This is a genomic window from Rhizobium leguminosarum, assembly GCF_001679785.1.
Taxonomy (GTDB): Bacteria; Pseudomonadota; Alphaproteobacteria; order Rhizobiales; family Rhizobiaceae; genus Rhizobium; species Rhizobium leguminosarum_R.
Window position 1 is genome coordinate 168,473 of sequence record NZ_CP016292.1, and the last position, 24,238, is coordinate 192,710.

A 24,238-nucleotide genomic window follows, 5' to 3' on the forward strand; every position below is an offset into this window, starting at 1 on the left:
CGCTGTCCCGAAATTAGTGAAACACGCACCTCGCGATCACGACGATCTCTTTCGACATTGCGGGGCTCGAACTCTGTCTGCCACTGGCCGTGTGGCCTGCTGCCGGTTTCATGGACACGAGGTTAAGGTGTTCCTCCTGAAACCGGAGAGCATGAATGCAAAGACGAATATTCAGCCGCGAGTACAAGCTTGAGGCGGTGAAGCTGGTCAGGGAGCGTGGGGTTGCCGTTGCGCAGGCTGCCCGTGATCTTGATGTCCACGAGAATGTGTTGCGCAAATGGGTTCGGGAATACGGCGACGATCCCAGCCAATCCTTTCCTGGAAAAGGGCAAATGAAGCCGGAGCAGCTTGAGATCGAGCGGCTCCGTCGTGAAGTCGCAAAGCTGAAGGCAGAGCGCGATATCCTAAAAAAGGCCGCAGCCTACTTTGCCAGGGACGCGATATGAAGTTCGCGTTCGTTGCAAAGCACCGCTCGATCTGGCCGGTGGCATGGCTCTGTGAAGCGCTGGGAGTTTCTCGTTCAGGTTTCCACGCCTGGTTCAATCGTTCTCCGAGCGAACATGCACGCCATGACGAGGTCCTGCTGGAAAGGATCAAGCAGAGTTTCCAGTCCAGCGACCGCACCTATGGTGCCCGACGGGTCTGGCACGATGTGCTGGAGGAAGGGTTATCCTGTGGCCTCCATCGTATTGAGCGGCTGATGCGCTTGAATGCGCTCAGGGCAAGACCGAGGCGGCGTGGCTTGCCAAAGGATGCCGGTGACCGTGCCGTCATCATGCCTAACGTGCTGGACCGCCAGTTCGTGGCAGACCGTCCGAACCAGAAATGGGTGGCTGACTTCACCTATATCTGGACCGCGGAAGGCTGGCTGTATGTCGCAGCCGTCATCGACCTGTTCTCACGCCGTGTCGTCGGCTGGTCGATGAATGCCAACATGACAGCCCAACTCGTCACAGATGCGCTGATCATGGCGATATGGCGTCGAGGAAAACCAGATGCTCTGCTGCATCACTCCGACCAGGGCAGCCAATATACCAGCGAGCAGTTCCAGCGCCTCATGGGAGATCACGGCATCACCTGCTCGATGAGCCGCTCTGGAAATGTCTGGGACAACGCTGCAATGGAGAGCTTCTTCTCCTCACTGAAAACGGAGAGAACGGCACGGAAGGTTTATCGCACGAGGAATGACGCCAGAGCCGATGTGTTCGATTACATCGAGCGCTTCTACAACCCGAAGCGTCGCCACTCGACACTGGGCTATCTCAGCCCCAATGACTTTGAAACAAAGGTGGGATTAGCTTAACCTCGTGTCCGATAAACCGGCAGCAGGCCAGTGGGAGCTAACGTCGTTGTTGCTCACGGGACCAGTGCTATTGGATTGCAGCGGTATCTATCCCATCAGAAGATAACTGTGATGCAGGCGACCCCGGCAGCGTGGCGTATGCTCTTCGACGCCGGATGGGAGGGTGCGCCCGATTTACGTGCGTTGTGTGGCGGCGAAGCGTTGCCTTCAGAACTGGCCTCGAACCTCGGCAGAAGGGTAAAATCTCTCAGAAATCTTTATGGTCCGACGGAGACTACAATTTGGGCGACCACCTTTCCTACCGACACGAGAATTGAGGCGCCTCACCGGTATGTGCCGATCGGCCGTCCGATTGCGAACACGCGGATCTATCTTCTGGACGGTCATGGCGCACCCGTTCCGTTTGGTGCGGTTGGCGAGCTTTATATCGGCGGGGCGGGGGTGGCTCGCGGCTACCTGAACCGTCCGGATCTGACGGCGGAGCGGTTCCTGGCGGATCCGTTCAGCGGCAAGGCGGATGCCCGGATGTACCGGAGCGGCGACCTTGCGCGCTACCTGCCGGACGGCAATCTCGAGTTTCTGGGCCGCAACGACGACCAGGTGAAGATCCGCGGCTTCCGCATCGAGCCGGGCGAGATCGCCGCCCGGCTGCTGGAGCATGAGCTTGTCGGCGATGCCGCGGTGGTGGCGCACGCGGATGCGGGGGGCGACAAGCGGCTTGTCGCCTACGTGGTTGTGAAGACGACGGACGGTTCGGCCGAAGCCGATGGCGCCGGGCTTGCTGCGTCGTTGCGGGCGCATCTGGGTGGCCTGCTGCCGGACTACATGGTGCCGTCGGCCTTCGTGCGGCTGGAAGCACTGCCGCTGACGGTGAACGGCAAGCTCGACCGCAAGGCGCTGCCGGTCCCCGACGACGATGCCTATGCGCGTCGGGCCTATGAGGCGCCGCAGGGCGAGATCGAGACGCTGCTGGCCGGGATCTGGGCCGAGCTTCTCGGCGTTGAGCGGGTCGGGCGCCACGACAACTTCTTCGAGCTCGGCGGCCACTCATTGTTGGCGGTTCAAATGATGGAGCGTCTGCGGCGGCTGTCGCTCGGGGTCGAGGTTCGCACCGTATTTGCAAAGCCGATGCTTGCCGATCTGGCGGCCAATCTTGGCAGCCACCGGGAGGTGGCGGTGCCTGCCAACCCGATCACGGAACAGAGTACGGCGATCACGCCGCAGATGCTGCCGCTGATCGATCTTACCCAACCGGAGATCGACCGGATCGTGTCGACGGTGCCCGGCGGCGTCGGCAATATCCAGGATATCTATGGCCTGTCGCCGCTGCAGGACGGCATTCTGTTCCATCATTTGCTGGCAACCCAGGGTGACCCCTATCTCCTGGTGTCGCAGATGGCCTTTGCCGAGCGGGGTGTGCTCGATCGCTACCTTGCTGCGGTTCAACAGGTGGTCGACCGCCACGACATTCTGCGCACGGCCTTTGTCTGGGAGGGTCTGTCGAGCCCGGCGCAGGTTGTCTGGCGCAAGGCGTCCTTGGATGTGCTCGAGGTCGAGCTGGAGGGCTGTGATGGTTCCGGCGCCGATGAGCTCAGGCGGCGGTTCGATCCGCGCCAGTACCGTCTCGACCTTGGCCGGGCGCCGCTGATGCGGTTCGTGATCGCGCGCGAACCGGGCAGTGGGCGCTGGCTGCTTTTGGTGTTGCAGCACCATCTGATCGGCGATCATACGACGGCCGAAGTGATGTATGCCGAGGTCCGGGCCGTGCTGCAGGGGCGCGCGCATGAGCTTGCAACGCCGCAGCCGTTCCGCAACCTGGTGGCGCAGGCGCGGCTTGGCATGGATGCCAAAGCGCATGAAGCGTTCTTCCGGGAGATGCTGGCCGACATCGACGAGCCGACGCTGCCGTTCGGTCTGAGCGAGGTCTACGGCGACGGCCGCGGATCCCGCGAGGCACGGCGGATGCTGCCGGAGGCGCTCAACGATCGGCTGCGCCACCAGGCGCGGCGGCTGGGGGTGAGTCTGGCTAGCCTTTGCCATCTGGCCTGGGCCCAGGTGATGGCGCTGAGCAGCGGGCGCGAGCAGGTGGTGTTCGGCACGGTGCTGTTCGGCCGCATGCATGCGGGTGCCGGCGCCGACCGTACCATGGGCTTGTTCATGAATACCTTGCCGTTGCGGCTGGATCTGGATGAGACCGGGGTCGAGGAAAGTGTGCGTATCGCCCACGCCCGTCTGGCCGAATTGCTCTCACACGAGCATGCCTCGCTGGCATTGGCGCAACGCTGCAGCGATATTGCCGCACCAGCGCCACTGTTCAGTGCGCTGCTGAACTATCGCCACAACACGCCGGCCATGGCCGGCGAGGGAACAAGCGACGTGCTGTCCGGCATGGAATGGCTGGGGGACGAGGAACGGACCAACTACCCGCTGACATTGTCGGTGGATGATTTTGGTCAGGAGCTGGGGCTCACGGCGGATGCGGTCGAACCGATCTCCGCCGATCGGATCTGCGGCTACATGCAGCGGGCGCTCGAGCAACTGGTCGACGCGCTGGAGCAAGCGCCCGATAGGCCGGTGCGCGAGCTCGACATTCTTCCGGCTGAGGAGCGCAGCTACCTGCTGGAGGAGTTGAACCGGACGGAAGCGGACTATCCGTCGGATCTTTGCGTGCATGCGCTGTTCGAGGCGCAGGTGCGCCGGGCGCCCGACGCGGTCGCACTGGTCTTCGAAGAGCAGTCGATCTCCTATGGCGCGCTCAATGCCGATGCCAACCGGCTGGCCCATCATCTGATCGGGCTCGGGGTGAGGCCGGATCAGCCGGTGGCGATCTGCCTGGAACGCAGCCCGGCGATGGTGGTGGGACTGCTGGCGATCCTCAAGGCCGGCGGCGCCTATGTGCCGCTCGACCCGGCCTATCCGTCGGCGCGGCTGCGGCAGATTGTCGAGGATGCCGCACCGCGGCGGCTGCTTTGCGATGCCGCCGGACGCGCCGCACTCGGCGCCGAGGCAATCGCCGATCTGAGCGTGGTCGATCTCAATGCGGCCACGCCCGCCTGGGCCGACCAGTCCGCTGACGATCCCGACCCGCATGCCCTCGGCCTGACAGCGCGCCATCTCGCCTATGTCATCTACACATCGGGATCCACCGGCACCCCTAAGGGCGTCATGGTCGAGCATCGCGGGATGACCAATTATCTAAGCTGGGCTCGTGAGAGCTACGCTCCCACATCCTCCTCCGTCGTCTCCTCTTCGCTCGCCTTCGATGCCACGGTCAACAGCCTGTTTGCGCCTTTGGTCTCTGGCGGCCATGCATTGCTTACGAAAGAGGGGGACGAGGTCGAGGGGATCAGGTCGAGGGTCGGCACACCGTGCGGGCTGGTCAATGTCACCCCGATCCTTCTGGATGTTCTGGGACAGCAGCTGCAGTCGGCTGGAGGTTCCAGTCAGGTGGAGGTGCTCGTCATTGGCGGTGAGGCATTGTCGTCTTCGACGGTCGAGCTATGGCGTCAGATCCAGCCGGCTGCTAGAATGGTCAACGAGTATGGCCCGACGGAAGCGGTTGTCGGTTGTGCTTTCCATGACATCCCTGCAGACCTTTCCGCATCGACGAATGTGCCGATCGGGCGTCCGATCTCGAACACGCGGCTTTATGTGCTTGACGACCATGGTCAGCCGGTTCCGTTTGGTGCGGTTGGCGAGCTTTATATCGGCGGGGCGGGGGTGGCGCGCGGCTACCTGAACCGTCCGGATCTGACGGCGGAGCGGTTCCTGGCGGATCCGTTCAGCGGCAAGGCGGATGCCCGGATGTACCGGAGCGGCGACCTTGCGCGCTACCTGCCGGACGGCAATCTCGAGTTTCTGGGCCGCAACGACGACCAGGTGAAGATCCGCGGCTTCCGCATCGAGCCGGGCGAGATCGCCGCCCGGCTGCTGGAGCATGAGCTTGTCGGCGATGCCGCGGTGGTGGCGCACGCGGATGCGGGGGGCGACAAGCGGCTTGTCGCCTACGTGGTTGTGAAGACGACGGACGGTTCGGCCGAAGCCGATGGCGCCGGGCTTGCTGCGTCGTTGCGGGCGCATCTGGGTGGCCTGCTGCCGGACTACATGGTGCCGTCGGCCTTCGTGCGGCTGGAAGCACTGCCGCTGACGGTGAACGGCAAGCTCGACCGCAAGGCGCTGCCGGTCCCCGACGACGATGCCTATGCGCGTCGGGCCTATGAGGCGCCGCAGGGCGAGATCGAGACGCTGCTGGCCGGGATCTGGGCCGAGCTTCTCGGCGTCGAGCGGGTCGGGCGCCACGACAACTTCTTCGAGCTCGGCGGCCACTCATTGTTGGCGGTGCGCCTGCTCGTCCGGCTGACAGAGGCCTTGGCAGTGGAGCTGCCGCTGGCGATCCTGTTCGCCAAGCCAACATTGGCCGAGCTAGCCCGTGAATCTTCCATCAGCTTGATTATTCAAGAATTTGATAGCCACCAACTTCAGAAACTGCTTTCTTCTGGCGTTGGTGCATGGATCGGGACTTGAGCGGATCTGATCTGTGATGGGGCTATCTATGTGGTCGGCCCATTGCGGCGGATGGATTTAGGGCGTGCGCATGCAAGCATACGATTGAGGGCGGCGCAGCCGATGGCCACTTCCGTCTGCTGAGTGTGAAACGACCGAGCCCGCAGACGCCGCCCGATGATGGACTTGTATCGGCCGATGGCAGTCTCGACCAGCGAGCGCTTGCTGTAGCCGGTGGAGACCTGCCATTTCATTCGCCCGTCTCTGCTGATTGCAGGATATGCTGATCCCTTTGTCCGGGAGATTGATCGCCGGCTGGTTCGATCGCGTTGGCGCGCGGGGGAATGACGATGACGGCAGCCGCACTGTGGTCGGCGACCGCGTCGTAGGTGGGCTTCCCGTCATAGGCGCCGTCGGCTGTGAACTGCCCGATCCGACTATCGATCTGGTTGAGCAATACGGCACCGAGGGGAGTGACGGTGACGGCAAGATCGATTTCGTAATCGGTGCCGGTGGGCTGGAGCACGGTTCGTATAGTGATAGCGGTCGCCACGTCCGAACCGTTCACCCTCGTTAAGATCCCGCTCGCGCGCATCGGTGGGTTCGATCTCGTCCTCCTGCTGCAGTTGGACGAGGTTGAGGATTTCCTTCATCAGGTTACGGCCGGCGGTTTTGTGATCCCTCTCGACGGCATCGAGCACGGCCATCGAAAATGCATCGCCTGCAGTCGGCACGAGACGGGCAATGTCCTCGCCAATGTCGCTGATGCGCCGGGTCGACGTTTCGATATCGCGTTCAGCGTCTGGTATCTGTCGGCGAACCGCGAAGAGGTCGTCGTCGTGCGCGGCCCGCAGCCTTTCGAGGGCAATATCGGCTTCAAGCCCGGCCTTCTGCATCAGCCGCTCGTCACCGCTCGCAATGGCTTTCGCCATCGCGAACTGGTTGGCCGCACCCTCACCGAGATCTTCGAGCCGGCGGATAGACGTGTCGCCGGAGAGCGCCGCTGCAATGAAGCGCGCCTTGCGCTCATTGTTCTGCCACATCGACGCATCCAAGGATCCTTGCGTGGCATAGGCAAAGATATCGACCTCATCATGCTGGTTGCCCTGACGCATGATCCGGCCCTCGCGCTGTTCGATGTGTGATGGCAGCCACGGCACGTCGAGATGATGCATTACCTTAAGGCGAAGCTGCGCATTGACGCCGGTGCCATGGTCTCGGACGAACCAAGCAGGACCCGGACCTTCCCGGCGCGCACGTTGGCGAACAGCCGCTGCTTGGCCTCGGTCTTCTTGTAATCCTGCATGAAGGCAATTTCCGCCGCCGGCACCCCGTGCCCGACCAACTCGTCACGGATCCAGCGATAGGCGGAAAAGCCGCAGGTCGGCGTCGCGGCCAATCTGAAAACCGAAGACTTCGCGCACGGATACGCGCCATTGGCGGAGCTGTGGCGATGAGGAAATTGCAGAGGCTCTTGCTTATTACAAAGGCGATGTGCAATCTGCGCTGGCATCGATGCTGCAATCGCTACCTTCGCTAGCTGCGAGTATTGACGAAGGCGCCACGGGCCGTGGCGTCACGCGCGCGTGGCGGCCGAGATACGAGCGAGATTGATATGCTTGACCATGAGCAACCCAAAACCGTCGCCTTCGAAGTGGCATTTAACGACTGGTGGCGGTCGCAACCATCGTCTTTCCGAGACAGCGTTACCCCGTCGGCTGCACGCGCGTGCTTTCGCGCAGGATATAGCGCCGCAAGAACGCCACCGAACGCCGCTTCGTCTTCAGGGCGGGCCGCATGCGGATCACAGTCTGGGCAATTGGCCCTACGGCAGCGAAGGGGAAGGCCGAAATGGAGGCGGATCTCCGGGCAGCAAAGAAGGGATGGCCCAAGCCGAAAGCGGGCTGGCAACTCCAGGAGGAAAGATGAGCGATACCGACAACCCGGCCCTCCCGCGACTCGACACGTCGTGCGATCGGCGCTTACCCGGCAGGACGACCTTTCCTTGCTGCAAACAGTCTGAAACGATCACTTTTCAGGAGAGTCATCACGTTGTCTCGACGACGACGGGGGATCCCTTTTCGTAGACCCCTGAGGGTACAGGCCCTCAGACCCTTCGGTTGACCTCAGCAGGTCGTATGATCGCCGAATCAGAAAAAGGGACGACGAAATCGCAGCCGCGAAGGGGCGCTTGTCCATAGGTGCACACCACTGTTTGCAGGCGGAGGCACGTGGGAACCCTCAGTCGCCAGCGCCTACGTTTTCGGTTGCCGACGATACAGCGAACGTAGGCTTCTGCTGCGAGAAGTACACCCGCGGATACTCGTCCTGATGGATGGGATCACTCGGTGTGGCGCTTGATCATCGTCCATGATCTAACCGGGACAGCGATATTTGGACAGAGTTGGATCATGTCCGGCAGCCACCAGTGTTTTCCGGTGGGGTCGGGTTGTTGGTCACAATCAACTTACGACATCGTCGTCACCTTTGTCGGTTACGTGACAGTCCCTGACAGGCGTTCTACTCCTCAACCCCGTATTTTTCGCCCACATCGCTGAAATAGCAGCTCGTCAGCTCAATCGGCCTGCTTGGCACCACTCTTGAAGCTAATGAGAGGCGGCGGAAAGGCAGCCGCATCCACACTGCTTCCGCAGTCGTGCGAAAACGAGAGGACATTCCGATGAAGTTTTCTTTGTCGCGCATGAAAAAGATCAGCGATTTGGTTTTGCTGTTCTCCGCTTTCTCTTGCAGCTATGCCAGCGAAACCCTGGCAAACGTTGCAACGCGCCAAGCCCTCACACTTTACGGAAACGCCGCACTGACCGGGTTGTGCAGACATCTGAGCACGAACAGACTATGGGTCTGCGAGCTATCCGACAATCCCGACATACACCTGACTTTCAACGCTGACACGGCATTGCACATTACGGTGAGGACGCCGAGCTGTGAAGGAAACTCGGTCTTGGATGGCGAATGGCCCGACAACCTTAAGCTCGCCCCCGGCCAGCCGAAAAAGGTATGCAACGTCAAAATCGTCGACGAAAAAGAGGGCGATTACCTGGACAGGTTGAATGCCCTGCCCGAAATTATTTCAAAGTGCGAGGTCAGTTTCCAAGAAGCCTTCCTCAAGAACAGACTCAACGCGGAAACCGCCAATTTCTACATCGGGCAGTGCAAGCGCTATCCGGCTCCGCCCAAAACGTCGCAGGATGAGGATCAATCAGAATGAGACTCGGCTTGCGGCGAATACATTCGTACAGTTCCGGGAGACGTCGCCCCATCCTCCCGTTGTAAAGGCGACCACGCGGATACCGGAGGGTCCTGAGGAGTAGCGGAAGACCTCGGCGTCGAAGATGTGTTCAACAGGATCGGGCCGGCGCCATTCGAGCGGCGGCCTGACCTGCGGTGTAAGGCGCGATCATGGTAATAACGCGCGAGGACGATGTCACGTTGTCTGCGGCTTAACGATTGTGGGATAACGGGTTGGGATGAACAGTCCGACCGTAAGCTACAAGAACCACCGCTTTCCACCGCAGATCATCGCCCGTGCGGTCTGGCTGTATTTTCGGTTCCCTTTGAGCCTAAGGATGGTCGAGGAGATGCTGTTGGAGCGCGGTATCGTCGTCTCCCATGAGACGATCCGGAGATGGGGTCGCAAATTCGGAACGGCTTATGCCAAGCAGTTGTGCAGAAAGAGGCCTTCGCGAAAGGATATCTGGCCTCTGGATGAGGTGGTGATTTCCATCGGCGGCCGCAAACATTGGCTCTGGCGTGCCGTTGACCAGGACGGTTACGTTCTCGACGAGATCGTTCAAGCCCGCCGCGATACCCAAGCCGCCAGGCGATTGCTGGTCAGGCTGCTGAAGAAGCAAGGCCTGACGCCGAAGCGGATCGTCACCGACAAATTGCGCTCATATGGTGCTGCAAGACGGGAGGTGATGCCCGCCGTCGAACATCGATCGCACAAGGGCCTGAACAATCGGGCCGAGAATTCTCACGTGCCGCTTCGAAAACGGGAGCGGATGATGCAGGGATTTCGATCGGTCGGCGGCTTGCAACGGTTCATATCGATCTTTTCGGCACTCCGAAATCTCTTCGTCCCCCCGCACCAGAAAAGCGCAGCTCTCGCCATCCACATCCATCGGATCCGCGCATGGCGCAGTGGAAAGCCGTGACCGGCGCAACCGCCTGACGTCTCAGACAAGCGCCCTGTTCCGACCTTGATCAAACAACGTGACATCGCCCGCTGCGCAATGATCTCAGCGGGAAAGCGGTGGCGACGATAAAGCGGATCACGAGCAACTTCTGACATGGCCCATGTACGCACATCTTCATCAGCCGTCGGTTAACTTTAAGGTGCCCTGCGATCACCACAGCCGCAACGCGCATTGCAAAATCGGATACTTCGCCGCCATCTCGATACCTAAAAGCTTCAATCGCTTAAGCGTTGTTCAGGGCCGACTAAAGACAGCGCCTCATCCTTCACCCAGATGGTCAAATCACCACGTTGACGCAGGCTTTCATTATATGCCGGCCAATTCGTCACTTGATATTTCTGCTTGGCAATCTTGTCCCGCCGAGCGGCATTGAACGTGTGCAGAATTCGAAATCCCGATCAGGAGACTGAAAACTTGAGACTGAAAACAACCGCTCAATATCAGTCGACGGGTGATCCACGCAACAACGCCGGTTGCTCTCGTGTCCGTGAAGTCCGAATAATGCTCTATGTTCAGAACACCTTCTTTTTTGGTGTCATGGCCCGATGATGCACGACGGCAGTGGTTCGCGATCTGATGCCGGCCTAACGCTGATCGTAACCGAGTGGCGTGCGGAGTCGACGGCTTCAATCCAGCGCCGGCGCGGAGCCCGTGGTCGTCGCTTCGCGCCCGAAGGCCAGCCTTCCGGCCGCACTCACGGCAGGTCTTCGATAAAGGTCGCGGAGAATTTTACGTCGTCGCGCTGCGTTCGCACAGCCGCCGCGGCAGAATATGCACCCGCAAACGTCCTGCTCCAGAAGTGCCATGTGCTGCCGTCATCTCGTTCGTCACCGACGACGCGACATCGGCGATTACCGTCGAAACCGGAAAACGAGATATTACGGATGGGATAGGATATGCCCAGCCCTCGCCCCTTGAGATAAGCTTCCTTCAGTGTCCAGATCTCACAAAAGCGATCCGGTCGATCCGCTTCCGCCAGCCTCAGCAGCGCCGAACGCTCCTCTGGAGCAAGCGCAGTCGGCACCAGATGCCGGTAGTCGACCCTGCCGATCTGCTCGACATCCAGGCCGCAATCGGCTTTTTGCGTGAGGATGCAGCCCACCAATCCATCGGTATGAGACAGGTTGAAGCGGATCGGAGCAGAGGACGGCGAGACGAGTTCGGGCCGTCCCCCGGGTGCAGAAGCAAAAGTCAGTTCACGCGGATCAGCGACCATATAGCGGGCAAGCAACAGCCTGAGCAGGCCATGGCTGAAGACGTACATGTCGCGGTCGCGGTCGAAGACAAAGCGTCGGGCACGCTGGCGCTCCTCCTCGTTCAGAACGTCACGGGCCGCATTCCACAGCCTGACGCTTGCTTCCCTCGGCTGGCTCAGAAAAATATCGACCCGCAGTTCACTGCTCACCTGCCATGGATCCAGGTCGCCCGCCATGCTCATTGCTGGTGTTCCACGGCTGACCAGTCGACCAAATCGGCAATTGTTGGGCGTTGGTGCATGGATCGGGACTTGAGCGGATCTGGATCTGTGATGGGGCTATCTATGTGGTCGGTCCATTGCGGCGGATGGATTTAGGGCGTGCGCATGCAAGCATACGATTGAGGGCGGCGCAGCCGATGGCCACTTCCGTCTGCTGAGCGTGAAACGACCGAGCCCGCAGACGCCGCCCGATGATGGACTTGTATCGGCCGATGGCAGTCTCGACCAGCGAGCGCTTGCCGTAGCCGGTGGAGGCCTGCCATTTCATTCGCCCGTCTCTGCTGATTGCAGCGATCTGCTGATCCCTTTGTCCGGGAGATTGATCGCCGGCTGGTTCGGTCGCGTTGGCGCGCGGGGGAATGACGATGACGGCAGCCGCACTGTGGTCGGTGACCGCGTCGTAGGTGGGCTTCCCGTCATAGGCGCCGTCGGCTGTGAACTGCCCGATCCGACCATCGATCTGGTTGAGCAACGGCTCCACCTGCGATGCGTCGCCCGCGTCCTGGTCGGTCATCGTATGTGCAATGATCTCGCTGCTATCGGCATCCAGTGCCACATGCAGCTTTCGCCAACCACGGCGGGATCTGGCGCCATGCTTCTCCTCCAACCATTGGCCCGCGCCGTAGACCTGCAGTCCAGTGCTGTCGACAAGAATATGCACTGGCCCGTCCGGTCGACCCTGGAGGTCATGCGCCTTGTTGGGCGATTGCCCTGTTCGCGCCCGACGGCTCAGGGTGGTATGATCGGGGACAGCGAGCGCCAAGCCCATCAAGGGCAGCACCGATCCTAATAATCCTTCGACCTGACGCAGCCGCAAGCCGAACACCAGGCCCAGCGTCAAGGCGGTCTCGATGGCTAGATCGGAATAACGAGGCTGGCCACCACGCGTCGTTCGGCGTGGAGCAAGCCACATGGCAAGCGCCTCCGGTGTCAGCCACAGGGTCAAGCTGCCACGTCGCCGTAACCCCGCCTCATATTCCGGCCAGTTCGTCACCTTGAATTTCATCCTGCCGATGCGATGGCGGCGGGCGGCGTTATGTTTGAAAGGCATCAAGGTCACAGATCGGTTATTGAGGTTGCCGATCGCCTACACCACGACCGCTAAACGATCCGTGCACCAACGCGCTCCAGCGGTGTTGCAGCAAATGCCGGCATGACGAATTCAAGCTTCGACGACAGCCCGAATGCAGCAGCCGCAGCAGCCGACCCCAGGACGGCGCGACGTGACATGGTAAACATGAATATGCCTCCTCTTGTTGATGGCATTTATGGTGGCGAAGACGGCTATTGCTCAGACGTCCTCGCTGACGAACTAGATCGCCGGCAAGGAACGCTTATTCCCGATCTTGAGCGTCATTTCTTCAATTGATTGAAAAACAAGCGTGATTTCTATCGCGCGCGACCAGTATCCCGCTGCATGCAGAAAAATCGGCGCCGGCGTGGAATAAAACCGCGCGCCGATCGGTCTAGACGGCAAGGGACCGCATTGCATGCCTGCCGGTCTCACGCCTAAATTCGGCTGCTGTTGAGGCAGGGAGGATGTGACAAACGATCAGATCGCCTATCCCGTCGGGATCGACCGATTGGATGCTGCTGTTGGCCCGGCACGCGTCAAGGACCCGCATTCGACCATCACCGCTAGCGGTGTTTCTCGGCGGCGTGGGCCGACTATTGCTCCTCATGGTCTCGGAGAAATCGAGCGGCGATCCGATTGCTTCGACGGCGGACGCGACCGTGCAGCACGAGTTAATGCAGCGCTTTCAGCACTTGATCCTTCCACATCTCGACGCGGCCTATAATTTTGCCCGCTTCCTCAGCCGCGATGCGGATGCGCGCAGGACATCGTCCAGGAGGCGTTCTTGCGCGCCTACCGCAATTTCGAAACCTATCGCGGTGGCGATCCGCGCGCCTGGCTCTTTGCCATCGTCAGGAACTGCTGCCATGTCTGGCGCCAGCGGGATCGCCGCAAAGCGCGGTTCGAGCAGCCTATGGGCAATGATGGCTACGCTGACCCTGATGAGGGTGGTGAGTACCAGATCGCCTCGGAAGAGGATTCGCCGGAGACAGAAACGATCCGGCGAAGCGAGCAGCAGCGCGTGCGCGCTGTTATCAGCCGGCTGCCTGAGGCGATGCGGGAAATTCTTGTCTTGCGCGAGCTTGAGGATCTCTCCTACCGGCAGATCGCCGAGATCATCGATGCGCCGATTGGCACTGTCATGTCGCGGCTTGCAAGGGCACGGCGTGACTTTGGCGAAGCCTGGGATGCATGCAACAAAAGCGAGACCGCAGGATGAGTGAAGCCCAACGGAAAGGCTGCCCGGAATGGCGCGTCATGCTGCACGGCTTTGTCGATGGCGAGCTGGATTCCGCCCATGCAGCGCAATTCGAGGATCATCTCGCCACCTGCGCGCATTGCAGGGCGGAGATGGAAAGGGTCCGTGCCGTGAGAGAGATCATCGATCAGGATGGCGTCAAGTGGCGACCGCCGGAGGCCCTGCGTTCGCAGGTCCTGTCGATGTTGTCATTCGAACAGGAAGCGGCGGCGGCCAGCCTGCCCCCGCCACGCCAGGCGCCTGTCTGGCGCCGCGCCTTGGATTTCATTCGGCAATGGAGCTTCGTGCCTTCGCTCGCGGTTCTGGCGGCAGGCGCCATCCTATTTGTCAACGCGCCGTCGCAGACCGTGCTTTTGCAGGACCAGATCATGGCAAGCCATGTTAGGTCGATGATGGCCGATCATCTGACCGACGTGCTGACCTCGGATCAGCATACAGTAAAACCTTGGTTCAACGGCAAGATCGATTTTTCGCCACCGGTCAGCGATCTCGCCAAGGATGGCTTTCCGCTGGTCGGCGGACGTGTCGACTATATCGGTGGTCGCGCCGTTGCGGCGCTCGTCTACCGGCGCCATGGCCATGTCATCAACCTGTTCATCTGGCCGGCGGCATCGGCCGCGCAGACGACGACGGTGCATGACGGCTACAACATGACGCAATGGTCGGATGGCGAGCTCGTGTTCTGGGCGATTTCGGATGTCGCCGCGGGCGACCTGGCCGAGTTCGAGGCCTTCTTCAGGGCGGCGGCGCAAGGCTAGATGTGAAGACAGAGACCGGGTTGCCAAATGGGCCCAGGACGCTGAGAGCCTGATCAATCTGATGCCAGCCTACCAGATGAACCCCGATCAGATGGGGCCGATCGTCCGCAACACCGCCGACGGAAAGAAGCGACTGGTCCATGCGCGCTGGGGATTGCCCTCGCCGCGCTTCGCATTTGAGAAGGCGGCCAAAGCCAAGGCCGAGAAACTGGCGGCCAAGGGCAAACCTTTCGATCTCGAAGAACGGGCCTGTCGCAAATTTTTCCGCTTAACCCTATGTTGACCATCCGCAGAGAATTTGCCGCTCCGAAAGTTGCGGAGCGAACCGATGATTCTGAATGCCATTGCCGAAAAGCTGAAGCGCCAGTCGAAGGATGATTTCAAAGGCAGGCATTTCGAGGCCTGGCTGATTGTACAGGCGGTCGCTTGGTACCTTCGTTATCCGCTCAGCTATCGGGATATCGAGGAGATGTTCGGGGAACGCGGCTTCGTGGTCGATCACAGCACAATTAATCGGTGGGTATTGGCCTACGCGCCGATGATTGAGAAGCGGCTGCGTCAGTTCCGCCGGCCACATTGCGGCTCTGTTCGCGTTGATGAGACCTATGTCAAGATCCGCGGCAAATGGCGATACCTATATCGGGCCATCGACAACACGGCAATCCGATGGACTTCCTGTTGACGGCGAAGCGCGATCTCGACGCCGCCAAACGGTTCTTCCGCAAGATGCTCAAAGACGAGCCCTTGTTGTCGCCGAATAAGATCGGGACGGACGGGGCCAACACCTTCCCGTCAACGATCAAAACGTCGGTTGATGATGGGCTTCTACATCCGGACCCCGTCCACTATGTCACCAAGCACCTCCAGCAAAATCGAAAGTGACCATTTCCGGGTAAAGAAGAACATGCCAAAAATCGGTGGCTTCCAATCTTTCAACACGGCGCGGCGAACCATCGCGGGTTTCGAGGCGATGCTGTGGCTGAGGAAAGGCTTCGGCCTCTCGGGCAGTTGGACCATCAACGATCAGAACGATCTGCTTGCGCGCCTCTTCGGACTGCAGAAAGTTAACAAAGCATGAAACTGAAGATGCTCAAGGGATAATCGCGCGCTCCGAAAATGTTTGCGACAGGCCCCGAAAATCTCTGCCGATGGGCGACATGCGGTTAACCAGAAAATTTGCGACAGGCCGAAATTCTGATTGAGTTCCGCGAAGGAGATTGAGTTCAAGAGCAATCGCTGATCGCCGAACTTGGTTCCTAATGCAAGCCAGACGAGCCGTTTATCTTCCAAGATCCATCTGATGGACAAGCGACACCATTGAACCGAGTCACGCCCTCGAGACTTTGCTTGCTTGTGACGAAGTCGCGGCATCCATTTGGATTGTTTGTACCCGGCCGGACCTGCTCGATCACCCCGGCGCTGCCAGTTGACGGGTTGGCCCACGCTAGCGGATCAGAACCGATCGTCGCCCGTCCCACGGTTTCGGCGATCACCGTTTGGTCAGTGATCGGAACTGCCGCCGCAGCAACCGGAGCAACTGTGGACGTCTGGAGCGGTTCGGTGTTTGAGCAAGCGGTAAGCATCAGCGCAGGGAACACGATGGCAATCTGGATCAGTTTTGAAAGCATTGAGTGATAAACCATCCTTTCGGACGCTGCAGATGACATCATATTGTGACCAGATGCGGGCGCCATTGACTGCTCATTTCGCGGACAACGACGAAAATCTCGAACAATAATGGTTCAAATTCTCAAAGACCCAATAGGCTGGCTCGCAAATTGCCCCATCTTCAGGAAATCGGTGGCGGTGCGCCAATGGCTACCGCCATTACTCCGTGAGGAGTCCTGGCGATCCTTAAACGGGGTCGGTGTGGGGCAGAGTGACTGACGAGTTTTCGCCAGCATTTCGGTTGAAGTAGCGGACCTCTGAATGCTAGCATGCTGTCTCTTAGGACAAGGGCCCACCACTTCGGAAGAACCGGGCGGCAAAGCGCTTGATGCGCAAGCTCCTGAAAACACAAGACCGTCCGCCCCGTGTAATGATCACCGACAAGCTGCGTCCTATGGTGCGGCGAAACGAGAGAGCATACCAGGCCTCGATCATCGTTCTCACAACCGACTGAATAATAGGGCGGAGAATCCTCATCAACCCGTCCGACGACGGGAGAGGATCATGAAGCGCTTCAAAGTATCGCGACAGCTTCAGCGTTTTCGTTTCCATCCACGACCGGATCAGCAGACACGCAGATCTTCACCCAGCCGGAACATAGTAACGTCCCGGGTTTCGAGCACCGCTGACAAAACTGCGTATCCGCATCTTCAGGCTCAAGCTGCACACCATTCGGCAGCGACGCTGTCAAACATAGGCGTGTCGATGTCTGCCGAGCTTTCCGCCGGGGCCTCCATGCGCGAAACCTCCTGGAACATTATCTCGCGCATCCAGATGCTTCCGGGGTCGGAATTGTGAAGCAAGGGCCACTGCACAGCCTCCGTGAACCAGAGGGAAGGCAGCGGATGATCGACGATCTGGAGGCGGATGGTGGGTTCGAAATGTCTGACGAGCCGCAAGGGCAGCGTTGCTATTCGGTTTGTCCCCAATAGCAATGATGGGATTAAGTTGAAGCCGGGCACCACGATATCGATACGCCGCTTAAAACCGTGCTCAAGCAACAGCCATTGTTCAACGGATGGCTTCAGCGTCCGACCGAACTTGGCCGCAACATGTCCGATGGACATGAATTGCTCAAGGGAAAGCTTTCCTCGCAGCTGCTGGTTGGTAGGGCAGCCGACACATACCAGTTTCTCGTCAAACAGCTTAGCCTTGGGATGGGCGGCTAACATGAACAAATCTGGAAGGATCAAGAAATCCACATCGCCACTGCGGAGAAGTTCGTCCGGATCATCATCGAGGGAGAGCAACTCGAAGCTGACGCCGGGTGCTTCGCGCGCCACCCGCTTTATGACCTTTTCGAAGAATACGAGTGCCATGAAATCGGAAAGGATGATCCTGAAACGCCGGTCCGACTCTGCCGGAACTAGTGGGTCCCAAGCAAGGATAGAAGACTTAATATGCAGAAGAGCATCGCGAACTGCAGGGGCAAGCGCTTCGGCTCGCGGCGTGAAGACGAGCTTGCGTTGCTGCATCACAAATAGCTCGTCGTTGAAATAGGCGCGAAGCCTGCCAATGGCTGCGCTCATGGCCGGTTGACTGAGGTTAATGCTGCGCGCTGCTGCCGTGAGCCTTCGCTCTGTCATCAAAGCATTGAGAGCGACGAGAAGATTTAGGTCCAGGCCCTTAAAACGCATTCCACCACACCTTGATGGTCCGATCAATATCGGGGCACGATCTCCCTCCTAACGAGTGTGGAGGCGAATGTGACGCCTTCAATGAGAACTGTCTCCACTGGATAACCGCGGACTTGACCGCCGTTCCACCTTATCTTCTCGTATTATGGTATACCATCAACCGCAAGTCAAACTTGCGCGGGCTCTCTGTCTGACACCTCGATGAAGTCGTGGTACGCGTGGAAACCAACACCGGCCTCAAGGTCGAATGTGCCCTCGACACCCGCACCTACCACAAAGGCGTCAAGGTCTCCGATGCCCAGATGGCAAAACTCAACATCAGCGGTGACGCTTTCCATCCAGAGTGGAACTACACCATCACCCCAAGAAACGTGTAGCGGTTATTCTGCGAACTATCCTAAGTGTCTGTTCAAGAATGGCTTGCGGGCGCGGGGTTGAGTGAAGGGCGGCAATCAGATTCTTTGTATTTTGCGACAAATACGGAGACATCGAATGGCCTGGACACCCTTCACCCGGCGTCATCATGACAGAAGCCGCATGCGCTACGCAAGCGATCTGACTGACCGTGAGTGGAGCTTGATCGACCCCTTCATGCCAAGGCAGCCCCGACTTGGCCGCAGACGCAAGACGTCCCTTCGGGCGGTGATGGACGCGATTTTTTATCTGCTGCAGTCGGGCTGCCAATGGGCATTGCTACCGCATGATTTTCCACCGAAGAGTACGGTCTATCATTATTTCAAGCGGTTCTGCCGGGACGGGACGTGGCGTCGTATTCATGACGCGCTCTATTGCCGAACGCGGCAGCTTGAGGGGCGCGAAGAGCAGCCATCATTTGCCATCATCGATAGCCAGTCGGTGAAGACAGGCCTGGACGCCCGTTCTGATATCGGCTATGACGCGGGCAAAAAGATCAAGGGTCGCAAGCGGCACATTCTGGTCGATACCCTGGGCATGCTTCTGAAAGCAGAGGTCCACTCGGCGGGCATTCAGGATCGCGACGGAGCGGCACTTGTCTTCGACAAGCTGGCCAACCGCTTTCCATTCATCGAAAAAATCTGCGGCGATGGCGGCTATCAGGGCCCAACGGTCGAAGAGACAAGCCCGCGACCGATGGAGATTATCAAACGCAATCAAGCCGGTTTCCAGATGCTGCCGAAGCGATGGATCGTCGAACGAACGCTGGCTTGGCTCGGCATAAACCGCCGAATGGCAAAGGATTTCGAGCGCTTCTCAGCCACAAGCCTCGCCTTCATCCAAACCGCAATGATCAAGCTCATGACCAGAAGGCTCGCTCGATATCCCCTTTCTTGAATAGACTCTAAGAGAGCTTGGCACTGGGTTCAATGATCCTGGTGACGAGATTTTGGTACTGAGGGACTTGACGAACAAAGGCCCATTACAGAAGCGCTACTAGCGCAACTTAACGGGCTACGACTGGCTCGTGCCGCTAAGTTTACGAAGCCTCGATACAGCTTCGGCAGTAACCAATTCCTGTGAATTCCCCCTGCGTCCCGGGACTCTTGCGAAATTATAAGCTAACCTTCCATTAACGTCTGAGGGGAGAAAGGGCATGGACACGATCGGCACCGACCACCTAGAATCCAACCGCTTCTACTGGGCTCGCCGCCTGCCGGCAAAGGGTGCATCGATCCCCGGCCCCAGTGAGATCGAGGTTGTCCAGATCTCGACCGTTTTCGGCGCAGCCTCCGAGTTCTGGACGGTCGCGGTAGTGGGCAGCGACGAACATTTCGATCTCTCCGCCTTCGAATTCTTGCACAAGGTCCTCTCCCCGCCAACCGCCGAGGGTCGACGCCCAAATTTGACCCTTGTTTCCGCCGGACCGCGCCGTTAGGCCGTTGAATTTAGACTGCCAGAGAGCCTGAGGCAGGCTGCTGAAATTCACTCTGGGTTGGCGAGTTGCCTGCTGTGGGTCTGATTTTTTTAGGAATTGGTGCAGGGATCAAATTTCAACATTTTTCATCTATGCGGCCGGATCGAAAATAGGTTGATTGATCCAGCATGCCGCACAAACATAACGCCGCCCGCCGCCATCACATCGGAAAAATGAAGTTCAAAGTGACGAACTGGGCGGAGTATGAGGCGGCGCTTCGCCGCCGTGGCAGTTTGACCGTTTGGATAACGCCGGAAGCTTTGATCGGTTGGGCTGCCCCACGTCGCAGGACGCGTGGTGGCCAGCCTCTCTATTCGGATCTGGCGATCGAAACTACTCTGATGCTGGGCATGGTGTTTGGGCTGCGTTTGCGCCAGAGCGAAGGGCTTTTGAGTTCGGTGCTCGACATGATGGGATTGGATCTGCCTGTGCCCGATCACACCACGTTGAGCCGGAGGGCCAGAACCTGGAAGCCATTGAGCAAAAGCAATGACCGCCAACCTGTGGCGGACGGGCCGGTTCACGTCTTGATCGATAGCACGGGATTGAAGGTCTATGGCGCGGGCCAATGGCTGGAAGAAAAACACGGCGTAAAGTCCCGGCGCAGCTGGCGAAAGCTGCATCTGGCTGTTGATGCCGACAGTGGCGAGATCATTGCACATAGTCTGACAGATCAGGAAACCGGCGATGCCTCGCAGCTGGAGCCGTTGCTGGATCAGATCGACGATGAGATCGACCAGTTCACTGCCGATGGAGCCTATGATGGCTATCCAACCTACGACGCAGTTCTCCGTCACAGCGCAGGCGCAAGGGTCGTCATTCCACCGCGCTCGAACGCGGTTGAACGGCCCAACGTCCAAGCATCCTGCCAGAGAGACGACCACATATCATCCATGCAGGCAGATGGCCGGCTGAAATGGCAGACGTCCACCGGCTATGGCAAACGGGCGCTGATCGAAACGGCGATGGGCAGATACAAGGGCATCATCGGGCCGCGTTTGCACGCTCGTTCATTCCGGTCGCAGCAGACAGAGGCTGCGATCGGGGTCACCATACTGAACCCAATGCTCGCCTGCGGACGCCCGAAATCCGTTCGTTGCGAGGCACCGACGGCAGCAACGAAATAAGTACGCATCAAAGACCGAATGATGACCCGTCGCTGAGCGGTGCACCAACGCCCATCTCATCGTCATCTGGCTTTCTCAGCGGCACCAGTTCCTATAGTCTGCCTTATCGAACCATGGATGCACATGCCGGGCGTTCGTGGAGAAGCTCACATTCGCCCGCAAGGCAGCACTGCATCCGGTCAGGGAAGATCGAATATAAAATGGGAATGTAGGAAATGGTTCAGAAGACGAACGATCTTTCACCCGCTGGCGAGTTCTCGAGGCAGTCGATCATTCGAGAGGCTCGGCTCCTGTTTTCCAGTGGGTATTCGTCCGCCAGTATCGACCGAATACTGCTGAAGCTGAACCTGACCAAGGGATCGTTCTACCACCACTTCGAGGACAAAAAAGCCTTGTTCAAGGCGGTTGTCGCAGAGGTTCAACAGGATGTTGCCACGAATGCAGAGCTCGCCGGCAAAGGAGCAGAATCGGCGGAGAAAGAGCTCACAGCCATCTGTCGCAGCTTCTATTCGCAGCTGCAGAGGGGCGACGTCATGCGGATCATCTGCAGAGATGCTGGCTCAATCCTGACCTCGGAAGAGTGCGGTCAGATCGATGAACAATATATGGGAGCTGTCCTCGGCCGCGCGATTAGGCGCGCGCAACAGGAAAAACTGCTGTCTGAGGAGCTCAGCCCCGATGCGCTGATACGCATAATCACAGGCGCCATCTACCAGACGCTCGAGTGGGGATGGGATGACGAGACCGGCCAACGGGTTGCTGACGGAGAAAAGCTTCTACTTCAGATGTTACACGCGCTAATGCGCCGTTGACAACATACCGACGGCATGGTTGCCTCCATACCATTGGTATGGAGACGCCTATGTTTCATTCCCGTCGTGGTCAAACCCAACGTGCAAATATCTTCGGTCACAATATAGCTATCATCGGCGGTGGACCCACCGCCTTGTACTTTCTCAAGCATGTCGTGGATGCGCCCCTCGAAAACACGGTTCTCACATTCTTTAGTTCGGCAGAGCAGCTCGGGCCTGGAATGCCCTACAGTCCCAGCTGGGTTGCCAAGGAGCATCTTGCCAATATCGCCTGCGAAGAGATTCCCGACCTTGAGCAGTCCCCCCACGAATGGCTGGCAAGTCAGCCAGATGGTTGGCTCGCGGATCACAACATTCGGCGGGCACAAATCGGCCCGAGCTTCATCCCGACCCGTTGGGTGCTTGGCGAATACCTTAACGCCCAATTTACCGCGCTTGCCGCGAGGGCCGCATCCCACGGCATTGCTGTCCAGTATCTGAACACCGTGAAGGTGAAGGATATTGAAGCAATTGGCGATCGACGTTTTGGGGTGATCTTTGAGGGGGTTGGGGGCTTCGATGCTCAGCGTCTCGATTTCGACAAGGTCGTGATTGCCACTGGTCATGAGTGGCCCTCGGACCCTCAGCCGAACACGAAGTTTCTGACATCGCCATGGCCAATTTCACGGCTCACGAGCACACTGGCGAAATCGGTTGGCATCATCGGCAGCTCACTATCCGCCGTCGATGTGTGCCTTACGATCGCCCGGATGAACGGCGAGTTTATCCGAGACTTTGACGGCAGGCTCGAATATGTCCCAGATGTTCTATCACGCGATCTCAAGATCGTATTGCATTCACGGCGCGGCCTCCTCCCGAGCTTGCGCTTCCATTTCGAATATCCGCGGATTCAAGTCCATCAATATATCAGTGAAGACGAAATTCGCGATCACATTGCTGGCAACGGTGGCTTCCTGTCGCTGGATTTCATTTTTGAGCGATCGCTGAAACAGGCCGTGGCACAAAAATCCGTGTCGCTTTACGCACAGATTGCGCACATGGATCTCGAGCAATTCATCGGCTTCATGTACGAGCGGCGACAACACCATGACCAGTTCGGCTTTCTGCGCCAAGAATACACGACATCCTTTGCGTCGCTTAGAAATAGAGAGCCAATATTTTGGAAGGAAATCCTGGACGACGTCGCCTACACGTTAAACTTCTATGCCAAATATTTGAATAAGGTCGACTTCGACCGCACGCGAAATTGGCTGATGCCGCTGGTCTCTCACGTCGTCGCTTTTCTTCCGCAACAGTCCTGCGAGCAGCTTTTAGCATTGAATGACGCCGGACACCTCACTCAAGCAACGATCAGCGGCGACTGGTCGACGACGGAAGATGGCGGCCACCAAATATCGCTGTCGTATATTGATCCGGATACCGAGGCCAAAATTTCCCTCAACTATGACCTCATCGTTGACTGCCGCGGGCAACGGCCGGCGGCCTTTGAGAAGTTTCCGTTTCCGTCCTTGGCGCGTCAGGGTACGGTTTCCCCCGCCAAGATTGGCGCCAGCCGGCTGACCCAAGGTCGGTCAGGTCAGGAAAACGCTCTGGTCGGCGGCGTTGATGTCGACGATCGATTCCATACGATCGGAGAAGGTGGGGAGGTCAACAAGTCTCTCTTCGTCCTCGCAGCACCTCATATCCATGGCCTCTACCCGTATCATTCCGGCCTTCCCTTCTGCAATGAAGCGACCAAAATTGTGGCGCGTGCCCTATTCGACACCAAGGAGGCAATCCAATGACGAGTGAGCTTTTCGGGATCGCATCTTTGGTGGTCACGCTTATCCAATACGCGCCCTACTGCTGGAAAACCTATTCGGGAAAGTTGAGACCTCACGTTTTTTCCTACGTCATTTGGGGGCTCGGGGCGGCAATCGTGGCAGGCGCGCAGTGGTCGGCTGGTGCTGGGCCGGGGGCATGGGCAATGGCCTTGGTGGCACTGCTGTGTTTTGCCGTTGTTGCCCTTTCACTGCGTGGGGGTGCCAAATACGTCACAAAAACGGACGTCTGGACATTTCTCGCGGCCTTAGGCGCGCTTCCCATCTGGTACTTTACGAAAGATCCACTATTCGCCGTCATCGTGATTACGGTGATCGACATCGCCGCGTTCTACATGATTTTCAACAAGGCCCTCGCGCATCCGGAAGAAGATAGTATCCTCTTCTATGCTGTCGCCGCTATCCAATACGTCCTTTCTATTTTTGCCACCGATGTTTTCAACCTCACGACGCTTTTGAATCCGGTGGTACTGATCGCGTGCGCCGTATCCGTGATATTCGCGATGTGGATAAACAGAATCGCGGTGAATACGAAAAGCGCATAGGGCAGACGCGGCTCGTTTGCCAAGCCAAGTCCAGGACTGAAAGGGGCACCGTAAAGTTAACCGACGGCTGATGAAGATGTGCGTACATGGGCCATGTCGGCATTGCCAAGTTGTTTGTCTTTGGTTGGAGGTTGGCGAGGCGGCCGT

14 protein-coding genes and 11 pseudogenes are annotated in these 24,238 nt (G+C 58.7%); 17 read left to right on the forward strand and 8 right to left on the reverse strand.

What is annotated here, in order from left to right:
- The first annotated feature begins 155 nt into the window (after positions 1-155).
- Together BA011_RS39130 and BA011_RS39135 are read left to right on the forward strand one after the other, a co-directional pair.
- A protein-coding gene (locus tag BA011_RS39130; protein ID WP_130718853.1) for an IS3 family transposase occupies positions 156-1,303 on the forward strand; the annotation gives its coding sequence in 2 pieces (ribosomal slippage) (positions 156-405 and positions 405-1,303; 1,149 coding nt in all).
- Between the two features lie 42 nt (positions 1,304-1,345).
- Positions 1,346-5,827: pseudogene (locus BA011_RS39135) on the forward strand (amino acid adenylation domain-containing protein); the annotation flags it as partial.
- A 26-nt stretch (positions 5,828-5,853) separates the two neighbouring features.
- Here the strand turns inward: BA011_RS39135 and BA011_RS39140 are convergent.
- Together BA011_RS39140 and BA011_RS43840 are read right to left on the reverse strand one after the other, a co-directional pair.
- A pseudogene (locus BA011_RS39140) lies at positions 5,854-6,263 on the reverse strand (transposase); the annotation flags it as partial.
- Positions 6,264-7,190, reverse strand: a pseudogene (locus BA011_RS43840) (helicase-related protein); the annotation flags it as partial.
- 231 nt (positions 7,191-7,421) lie between these two features.
- On the opposite strand from BA011_RS43840, the pseudogene BA011_RS45880 reads away from it, so the two are divergent.
- From BA011_RS45880 to BA011_RS39165, 3 genes and pseudogenes are all read left to right on the forward strand, one after another.
- A pseudogene (locus tag BA011_RS45880) lies at positions 7,422-7,735 on the forward strand (hypothetical protein).
- A 751-nt stretch (positions 7,736-8,486) separates the two neighbouring features.
- Positions 8,487-9,035, forward strand: a complete 549-nt coding sequence (locus BA011_RS39160) for a hypothetical protein (RefSeq protein WP_064245965.1) — start codon at positions 8,487-8,489, stop codon at positions 9,033-9,035.
- Positions 9,036-9,248: 213 nt separating this feature from the next.
- Positions 9,249-9,998: pseudogene (locus tag BA011_RS39165) on the forward strand (IS6 family transposase).
- A gap of 273 nt (positions 9,999-10,271) precedes the next feature.
- Here BA011_RS39165 and BA011_RS45885 read toward each other — a convergent pair.
- From BA011_RS45885 to BA011_RS45890, 4 genes and pseudogenes are all read right to left on the reverse strand, one after another.
- Positions 10,272-10,373: pseudogene (locus tag BA011_RS45885) on the reverse strand (IS5/IS1182 family transposase); the annotation flags it as partial.
- 344 nt (positions 10,374-10,717) lie between these two features.
- Positions 10,718-11,461, reverse strand: a complete 744-nt coding sequence (locus BA011_RS39170) for a 4'-phosphopantetheinyl transferase family protein (protein ID WP_064246437.1) — start codon at positions 11,459-11,461, stop codon at positions 10,718-10,720.
- Between the two features lie 100 nt (positions 11,462-11,561).
- Positions 11,562-12,551 carry an IS5-like element ISRm33 family transposase gene (locus BA011_RS39175; protein WP_065284754.1) on the reverse strand — a complete coding sequence of 330 codons (990 nt, stop codon included), beginning with the start codon at positions 12,549-12,551 and terminating at the stop codon, positions 11,562-11,564.
- Positions 12,552-12,625: 74 nt separating this feature from the next.
- Positions 12,626-12,739: pseudogene (locus BA011_RS45890) on the reverse strand (MBL fold metallo-hydrolase); the annotation flags it as partial.
- 302 nt (positions 12,740-13,041) lie between these two features.
- Between BA011_RS45890 and BA011_RS46430 the strand changes: the two are divergent.
- From BA011_RS46430 to BA011_RS39200, 4 genes and pseudogenes are all read left to right on the forward strand, one after another.
- Positions 13,042-13,794: pseudogene (locus tag BA011_RS46430) on the forward strand (sigma-70 family RNA polymerase sigma factor).
- On the forward strand, positions 13,791-14,591 hold the full coding sequence (locus BA011_RS39190; protein ID WP_065284756.1) for an anti-sigma factor family protein: 801 nt from the start codon (positions 13,791-13,793) through the stop codon (positions 14,589-14,591). The pseudogene BA011_RS46430 and the gene BA011_RS39190 overlap by 4 nt, the downstream one beginning before the upstream one ends.
- Positions 14,530-14,835: pseudogene (locus tag BA011_RS46760) on the forward strand (hypothetical protein); the annotation flags it as partial. The gene BA011_RS39190 and the pseudogene BA011_RS46760, both read left to right, overlap by 62 nt.
- Positions 14,836-14,919: 84 nt before the next feature.
- Positions 14,920-15,669, forward strand: a pseudogene (locus BA011_RS39200) (IS6-like element ISRle7 family transposase).
- A 178-nt stretch (positions 15,670-15,847) separates the two neighbouring features.
- Here BA011_RS39200 and BA011_RS43865 read toward each other — a convergent pair.
- On the reverse strand, positions 15,848-16,285 hold the full coding sequence (locus tag BA011_RS43865) for an RT0821/Lpp0805 family surface protein (protein WP_237352866.1): 438 nt from the start codon (positions 16,283-16,285) through the stop codon (positions 15,848-15,850).
- Between the two features lie 275 nt (positions 16,286-16,560).
- On the opposite strand from BA011_RS43865, the pseudogene BA011_RS45900 reads away from it, so the two are divergent.
- Positions 16,561-16,860 (forward strand): annotated as a pseudogene (locus BA011_RS45900) (DDE-type integrase/transposase/recombinase); the annotation flags it as partial.
- 55 nt (positions 16,861-16,915) lie between these two features.
- On the opposite strand, the gene BA011_RS39210 reads toward BA011_RS45900, so the two are convergent.
- Positions 16,916-17,896: a LysR family transcriptional regulator gene (locus tag BA011_RS39210; RefSeq protein WP_065284759.1), complete on the reverse strand. Its 981-nt coding sequence runs from the start codon at positions 17,894-17,896 to the stop codon at positions 16,916-16,918.
- A gap of 209 nt (positions 17,897-18,105) precedes the next feature.
- Between BA011_RS39210 and BA011_RS43875 the strand changes: the two genes are divergently transcribed.
- The 7 genes from BA011_RS43875 to BA011_RS39240 all read left to right on the forward strand — a co-directional run bounded on the left by BA011_RS43875 (position 18,106) and on the right by BA011_RS39240 (position 24,091).
- Positions 18,106-18,273, forward strand: a complete 168-nt coding sequence (locus BA011_RS43875; protein WP_081374304.1) for an ISAzo13-like element transposase-related protein — start codon at positions 18,106-18,108, stop codon at positions 18,271-18,273.
- 115 nt (positions 18,274-18,388) lie between these two features.
- The gene (locus BA011_RS39215; RefSeq protein WP_065284760.1) at positions 18,389-19,207 is read left to right on the forward strand and encodes an IS5 family transposase; all 819 of its coding nucleotides are present in this window, start codon (positions 18,389-18,391) and stop codon (positions 19,205-19,207) included.
- A gap of 259 nt (positions 19,208-19,466) precedes the next feature.
- The gene (locus tag BA011_RS39220) at positions 19,467-19,748 is read left to right on the forward strand and encodes a hypothetical protein (protein ID WP_064244956.1); all 282 of its coding nucleotides are present in this window, start codon (positions 19,467-19,469) and stop codon (positions 19,746-19,748) included.
- A gap of 167 nt (positions 19,749-19,915) precedes the next feature.
- Positions 19,916-20,914: an IS5 family transposase gene (locus BA011_RS39225; RefSeq protein ID WP_065284761.1), complete on the forward strand. Its 999-nt coding sequence runs from the start codon at positions 19,916-19,918 to the stop codon at positions 20,912-20,914.
- Between the two features lie 215 nt (positions 20,915-21,129).
- Positions 21,130-21,726, forward strand: coding sequence for a TetR/AcrR family transcriptional regulator (locus tag BA011_RS39230; protein WP_065284762.1), 597 nt, complete (start codon positions 21,130-21,132; stop codon positions 21,724-21,726).
- Positions 21,727-21,776: 50 nt separating this feature from the next.
- On the forward strand, positions 21,777-23,510 hold the full coding sequence (locus BA011_RS39235; RefSeq protein WP_065284763.1) for an FAD/NAD(P)-binding protein: 1,734 nt from the start codon (positions 21,777-21,779) through the stop codon (positions 23,508-23,510).
- The gene (locus tag BA011_RS39240; RefSeq protein WP_065284764.1) at positions 23,507-24,091 is read left to right on the forward strand and encodes a hypothetical protein; all 585 of its coding nucleotides are present in this window, start codon (positions 23,507-23,509) and stop codon (positions 24,089-24,091) included. The genes BA011_RS39235 and BA011_RS39240 overlap by 4 nt, the downstream gene beginning before the upstream one ends.
- Positions 24,092-24,238: the final 147 nt, after the last annotated feature.